Annotated in this window: 6 protein-coding genes; 5 read left to right on the top strand and 1 reads right to left on the bottom strand. The window is 63.3% G+C overall.

Annotated elements, in window-relative coordinates:
* From ccmE to ccmI, 5 genes are all read left to right on the top strand, one after another.
* Positions 1-537, top strand: a 537-nt coding sequence (gene ccmE, locus QZ501_RS08485; protein WP_363174761.1) for a cytochrome c maturation protein CcmE, incomplete at its 5' end; no start/stop codon positions are given.
* Between the two features lie 36 nt (positions 538-573).
* A complete protein-coding gene (locus QZ501_RS08480) occupies positions 574-2,577 on the top strand; it encodes a heme lyase CcmF/NrfE family subunit (RefSeq protein ID WP_160898880.1) in 2,004 nt (667 codons plus the stop codon).
* Complete coding sequence (locus tag QZ501_RS08475) at positions 2,574-3,107, top strand: DsbE family thiol:disulfide interchange protein (protein ID WP_151439324.1); 534 nt, start codon at positions 2,574-2,576, stop codon at positions 3,105-3,107. The genes QZ501_RS08480 and QZ501_RS08475 overlap by 4 nt, the downstream gene beginning before the upstream one ends.
* Complete coding sequence (locus QZ501_RS08470; protein ID WP_151439325.1) at positions 3,082-3,555, top strand: cytochrome c-type biogenesis protein; 474 nt, start codon at positions 3,082-3,084, stop codon at positions 3,553-3,555. The genes QZ501_RS08475 and QZ501_RS08470 overlap by 26 nt, the downstream gene beginning before the upstream one ends.
* Positions 3,556-3,577: 22 nt before the next feature.
* Positions 3,578-4,507, top strand: coding sequence for a c-type cytochrome biogenesis protein CcmI (gene ccmI / locus QZ501_RS08465; RefSeq protein WP_160898879.1), 930 nt, complete (start codon positions 3,578-3,580; stop codon positions 4,505-4,507).
* On the opposite strand, the gene QZ501_RS08460 is transcribed toward ccmI, so the two are convergent.
* Complete coding sequence (locus QZ501_RS08460) at positions 4,504-6,171, bottom strand: BatD family protein (RefSeq protein ID WP_295718730.1); 1,668 nt, start codon at positions 6,169-6,171, stop codon at positions 4,504-4,506. The two genes, ccmI and QZ501_RS08460, sit on opposite strands and share 4 nt — an antisense overlap.
* Positions 6,172-6,345 lie beyond the last annotated feature (174 nt).

The raw sequence follows: 6,345 nt of genomic DNA, 5'->3' as shown, positions 1-6,345 counted from the left end.
TCTGTGAGGCACAACGCCATGGCAGTGGAGGAAAGACACACAATGCATCCGGTGCGTAAACGCCGTCTCACCATCGTTCTGGCTCTGTTCGCGGGCTTTGCCGTGGCCGTATCGCTGGCGGTGGTCGCCCTGCAGGAGAACATGAATCTCTTCTACAGCCCCGCCGAGATTGCAACCGGCAAGGCGCCGGTTCAGCAGCGGATCCGGGCCGGTGGCCTGGTGGCGGAGGGGAGCCTGGAGCGTGATCCGGATTCGCTGAAGGTCCGCTTTGTCATCACGGACAACCAGGGGCGGGTGCCGGTTGAATACAAGGGCATCCTGCCGGACCTGTTCCGGGAGGGCCAGGGCGTTGTGGCGCTTGGTGAGCTGAACGAGGACGGCATGCTCAGGGCGGACCAGGTCCTGGCAAAGCATGATGAGGACTACATGCCGCCCGAGGTCAAGAAGGCCCTGGAGAAATCCGGGCGCCTGAAGGAAGGGGGTGACTACCCGGCAGAAGGAATGGATCACGGTAACAGCAGTAGCAGCGGCACCTGAGGTGCTGGTGGCAGTGACTCTGACGCAGGAGAAATAATGGTTCCTGAACTCGGCAATTTCGCACTGATCCTGGCGTTGCTTATGGCGGTGGCGCTGGTGGTGGTGCCCATGACAGGGGCGACGATCCGCCATCCGGGCCTGATGGCCTTTGACCGGCCGCTGGTGGCGGGCATGTTTGTGATGCTCGTGCTCAGCTACGCCTGCCTTACCTGGTCCTTCATGGTCGATGACTTCTCCGTGGGCTATGTGGCCAACAACAGCAACAGTATGCTGCCCTGGTACTATAAGTTCAGTGCAGTCTGGGGCGGTCACGAGGGCTCGATGCTGCTCTGGGTGCTGATCCTGGGGGCCTGGACGCTGGCGGTGGCCCTGTTCAGCCGCAACCTCCCGGACGAGATGCGGGCCCGGGTGCTGTCCATCATGGGGCTGATCGGAGTTGGCTTCATGCTGTTTACGCTGATCACCTCCAATCCCTTTGAGCGCATGCTGCCGAATATTCCCCGGGATGGGGCCGACCTGAACCCGCTGCTGCAGGATTTCGGTCTGATCGTTCATCCGCCGATGCTCTACATGGGCTATGTGGGCTTCTCAGTGGTGTTTGCTTTCGCCATCGCCTCGCTGCTGGGTGGCCGCCTGGATGCCGTCTGGGCCCGCTGGTCGCGCCCCTGGACCACGGTGGCGTGGGCCTTTCTCACCCTTGGTATCGCCCTGGGCAGCTGGTGGGCCTACTACGAGCTTGGTTGGGGCGGCTGGTGGTTCTGGGACCCGGTCGAGAATGCCTCGTTCATGCCCTGGCTTGTGGGCACGGCTCTGATCCATTCACTGGCGGTGACCGAGAAGCGTGGTGTCTTCAAGAGCTGGACGGTGCTGCTGGCCATCATGACGTTCGCGCTGAGCATACTGGGGACCTTCCTGGTGCGCTCCGGGGTGCTGACCTCGGTGCATGCGTTCGCCACCGATCCGGAACGGGGCTTCTTCATACTGATGATGCTGGCGGTCACCGTGGTTGGCTCTCTGGCCCTCTACGCGATCCGGGCGCCGGCGGTGCAGGGCCGTACCGGGTTCACCCTGTTCTCCCGGGAAGCCCTGCTGCTGCTGAACAATGTCTTCCTGGTGGTAGCGACCTTTGTGGTTCTCCTGGGAACCATTTTCCCGCTGATCCTCGATTACATGGGAGGCGGAACCCTGTCCGTGGGGGAACCCTACTTCAACATCACGTTCGTGCCCATTGCCCTGATGACCGGGGTCATTCTGGGCTTCGGGGTGCTGACACGCTGGAAGCGCACGCCCGTGGACCTGGTGCTGCGCAAGCTGCTGGTGCCGGCCGTGCTCAGTGTCATCGTTGCGGTGGTCACGCCACTGCTGATGGTGGGGGAACTCAGTGTCCTCAGCGTCATCGGTCTGATGGTGGCGGCATGGGTTGCCTTCACCACGCTCAGGGACGTCTGGGACAAGACAGCCAGCCGCCAGGGTCGCTGGCATGGCCTGCGCCGGCTTTCGCGCAGCTACAACGGCATGGTTCTGGGGCACGTGGGCCTGGCCATGTCGATCGCCGGCGCCACCATGGTCTCCATCCACGGGGTGGAGCAGGACCGGCGGATGGCCCCGGGCGACCGACTCGAGGTTGCCGGCTATGAATGGCATTTCGCGGATCTGGGGGAACGCCAGGGGCCCAACTTCACGGCACAGCGGGCAACCTTTGACATCTACCGGGAGGGTGAGAAAGTGACCACCGTTTACCCGGAGAAACGCCACTATCCGGTCCGGGACAGCGTCATGACCAATGCCGGCATCAGCGCCGGGGTTCTCAAGGACCTGTTTGTGGCTCTGGGTGAGAATGTTGAGGGACAGACGGCCTGGAGCGTGCGCATCCAGTACAAGCCCATGGTGCGCTGGATCTGGGGCGGCGCCCTTTTCATGGCGCTCGGTGGTGCCTTTGCGGTCAGTGATCGGCGTTACCGCGTGCGCCAGAGGCAGACGGTCACCGTGGCCGAAAAGCCCAGGGCCAGCCAGCCCGTGGCTGAAGGAGCGGCGTCATGAACCGGATCTGGCTTTTCCTGCCGCTGGTTCTAGCGGTCACCCTGGGTGTAGTCCTCTATTGGGGCCTCGGTGAGGACCCCAGTGAGCTGGATTCCGCGCTGGTGGGCCGTGAGGTGCCGTCTTTCGAACTGCCCATGCTTCGTGAAGCCGAATCACCTGCCAGGCCGGAGATGCTGAAGGGCAAGGTTCAGCTGTTGAACGTCTGGGCGACCTGGTGTGCGGCCTGCCGCGTGGAGCATCCACACCTTAACCGGCTTGCGGAGCAGGGGGTGCCCATTGTGGGGCTCAACTACAAGGATGAGCGGGATAAGGCTGTGGAATGGCTGGCCGAGCGTGGCGACCCTTACACCCAGGTGATCTATGACCCGGAAGGCAGCCTGGGATTTGACCTCGGTGTCTATGGCGCACCGGAAACCTATCTGATCGATGCCGAGGGCATCGTCCGCCACCGTCATGTGGGCGTGGTGGATCAAGACGTCTGGGAGTCCGATTTTGAGCCGCTCTATGAACGTTACCGTCAAGACGGTTGAAGCCGTCCTGTTGCTGCTGGCTGTGATGCTGCTTGCCATGCCGGCTGCGGCCCAGGAGCGTTTCGAGGACCCGCAGCTGCGTGAACGTTTCAGCGAACTCACGCGGGAGCTCAGGTGCCCGAAGTGTCAGAATGAATCCATTGCCGAATCCGGAGCCCCCATCTCTGAGGACATGCGCGAGCGCGTTCGCCGGATGATGCGCGAGGGTGCCACGGATGAGGAGATCCGCCAGGCCATGGTGGATCGTTTCGGCAGTTTCGTGAGCTATCGGCCGGAGTTCGCCCCCCGCACCTGGGCACTCTGGATCGGCCCCTTTGTGGCGCTGGTGATCGGTGTCGGCGTGGTGCTTGCTCTGGTGGCGCGGAATCGCGCACGCCGACAGCTTGATTCAACCCCGCTGTCCGACGAAGAGCGTCGCCGCGCGGAGCAGTGGCTGCGTGATGAATGAATCCCAACCCGAGTGAGCTTTTATGCCCCTGAATTTCTGGCTTGCCGTCCTCCTTCTGATCATCCTGGCGCTGGTCTTTGTCATCTATCCGATGCTGTTCGCCCGCCGCTCCAGGCCCATGGTGCAGTATCGCGAGCAGAACCTTGCCACCTACCGAGCCCGTCTTGCCGAGCTGGAACGCGAGCGGGATGAGGGAGCCCTGGATGAATCGGGGTTCGAGTCCCTCAAGGATGAACTGGAGATGCGTCTTCTGCGCGATGTCGAGGTGGAGGGCACAGAAAGTGACGGCAGCTCCCGGGGGCGCGCTGGTGTCGTGATCACGACGCTGGTGCTGGTGCTGGCGCTGCCGGTGGGGGCCTTCCTGCTCTATGATTCGCTGGGCGCCAGTGACCAGGTGGCGCAGTTCCGCGAACGTCAGCAGATGATGCAGGGCGGTATGGATGCGTCCGATGTGGATGCCATGGTGCAGCGCCTTCAGGCACGGCTGGAGGCGGACCCGGATAATCCACAGGGGTGGGCCATGCTGGGGCGCAGCTACATGCAGCTCGAGCGCTTCCGGCAGGCTGCCGAAGCCTATGGCGAACTGGCGCGCGCCATTGAGCGTGCCGGAGACGGGAACCCGGCAGCAGCCCTTGGGCTGCGGGCTCAGGCCCTGTTCATGGCCAACCAGGGGGAGGTGACCGCTGAAGTTGATAATGCCATCAGCCGTGCCCGCGAGGGTAACCCGGATGAGGTCAACAGCCTGGGCCTTCTGGGCGTTGAGGCGTTCCGCAGTGGCGACTACCGCGAGGCGCTGGACTACTGGGAGCGCATTCTGGAGATCGCCCCGGATCACCCGCAGGCCGACAGCATCCGGCGGGGGGTGGCAGCAGCGTATTCAGAGCTTGGAGAGCCGGTGCCCGAGGACCTCCGTCAGGAGGACCGCAATCAGAGCGGCGAATCGGGCAGCTAGGAACCGTTGCGGGGGCGGCCGGCGAGCCGCCTCAGTACGCCCACCAGTTCATCCCCCTCCCAGGCCTCACGTTCATCCGGATTGGCAAACAGATGGCGCTCCAGCGCCTGAAGTTCCCGGGTGAGCTGGGGGTCATTCAGGTAGGCGGTGACATCGCCCACAGTACGCAGAGACGGGCGATTGAAATGTACCGCCGCCCAGTGGGGCAGCAGGGTCAGGGTGTCCGCCTCGCCCCTGCGGGCATGCTCACACAGAGCACGGAAACGCTCCCGGTTGGCTTTCTCCTCAGTGCTCAGCGCCAGCGTGTCGTCCCTGGTGTGGCGGTTGCGCCACCACGCGATGCCCGTGATCAGCCACCCGGAGGCGAGCACCACAGCCAGCCAGAACCACAGCGGAGGCAGGGCGGTACTGCCGGGGCGGGAGAGGTTGATCCTGGAGAGTGCCTCCCTGACGTCCTTCTCGGCGCTTTCGTTGGCTTCGGCGCCGGCCGCGGGCTCAACCTTCATTTCATGGGCCTGTAGCACAGCCTCACGCTGCTCATTCTCTTCCACGTCCCACCAGGGAATGCGGACTTCCGGCAGGGTGATCCGGCCTGGTTCAATGGGGACCAGGCTGGAACGCTTGCGCAGCCGCCCCTCGATGCTGTCTCCGGTCAAGCGTGACTCTGATTTCCAGGGGCTGGGGTACTCCCTCAGGCTGTCCGGATAACCGATGGTGAGTCGGGGCAGAGACTCGGGAGCCACACCCACAGCCCGTATATGGATGTCACGGCGTATGCTGTCGCCGGCGTGCACCGAATCCGGGGAATCCGACCACTCCTGAGTGAGTTCCAGGTTGCGCGCGGGCAGCCAGATTTCGCCGCTGAAGGATTCCGGTGGCGGATTTACCTTGATGCGCTGGGACGGCGCGGTGGCGATTACGGGTACCAGATCGCCGCCTTCAGTCTGCTTGCGTGCCTCAAAGCGCTGTTCGGGAAGAATCAGGGTGCCGGCGGACTGAGGGACGATCACAAAGCGCCGCTCCACCACCTGCCATTCACGCCCGTCCCTTTCGGCCCTGTATTCGCGCTGCTCACCCAGTGGTTTGACCATGGCATCAGGAATCGTGGGTGAGGATAGATTCGCCTGCGCCAGGGGTGGCTCATAGTAGACGCGCTGGGTCAGGATGATCTGCTGCTGCACATAGACTTCCCCCTCACTCAGGTTGACGTCCAGCCGGGCTTCGGGTTCGGCGCGTTCCGCGGGCGCCACGCCGGGCATGACGGTGACGTCGATGGAGCGGCTCTGCATGTCCTGGAACTGCAGTGCGGGAATGGTCAACTCGCCCGCTCTTCGGGGAGCCAGGAGAAAGGTCCAGGTGACCTGCCCCCGGTTGACGCCGTTCTTGGACTGGATGGCCATGCGCTGGTGGCGGTCCAGAATCCGGAAATCGTGCTCCAGTGGGGCTGTGTTGGGATGGGGGATATCCATCTCCGCGGGGTTGAGCAGTGAGCCCAGACTGAAGTCGAGTTCGGTTTCGGTGTCGAGGGTGAGGGTGATCAGTTCATTGGCATAGAGGCGTTTGGGATTGGCCGAGGCGGTGAGGTCCGCCAGGGCGATACTGCTCCAGCCGGTCAGCATCGCCAGCAGGGCAAAAGTGCACAGGGTAATCCGACAGATCCGCATGACAGCGCAGTTGCTCCTGGTCCGGGTGGGCAATCCGTGTCACATCCTCGCGCACCCGGAGGCAAGGCTCAAGCCACGGAACGGGACACAGTTCCGGATCAGCCGGGTTATTTCCAAATCGTAATTGAATGCGGCCATCCATAAGGAGTTACCGCAAATCCATGGGCCATAGGG

Origin of the sequence: uncultured Halovibrio sp. (assembly GCF_913056445.1) — a bacterium.
Taxonomy (GTDB): Bacteria; Pseudomonadota; Gammaproteobacteria; order Pseudomonadales; family Oleiphilaceae; genus Halospina; species Halospina utahensis_B.
Note: the sequence above shows the minus strand (reverse complement) of the source record. Positions and strands in the feature narration are given on the sequence as shown.

Excerpts from the sequence above, each read along its gene's own strand:
- QZ501_RS08475 (WP_151439324.1), top strand. The coding sequence starts at position 2,574 with ATGAACCGGATCTGGCTTTTCCTGCCGCTGGTTCTAGCGGTCACCCTG.
- ccmI (WP_160898879.1), top strand. The coding sequence starts at position 3,578 with ATGCCCCTGAATTTCTGGCTTGCCGTCCTCCTTCTGATCATCCTGGCG.
- QZ501_RS08480 (WP_160898880.1), top strand. The coding sequence starts at position 574 with ATGGTTCCTGAACTCGGCAATTTCGCACTGATCCTGGCGTTGCTTATG.
- QZ501_RS08460 (WP_295718730.1), bottom strand. The coding sequence starts at position 6,171 with ATGCGGATCTGTCGGATTACCCTGTGCACTTTTGCCCTGCTGGCGATG.
- QZ501_RS08470 (WP_151439325.1), top strand. The coding sequence starts at position 3,082 with ATGAACGTTACCGTCAAGACGGTTGAAGCCGTCCTGTTGCTGCTGGCT.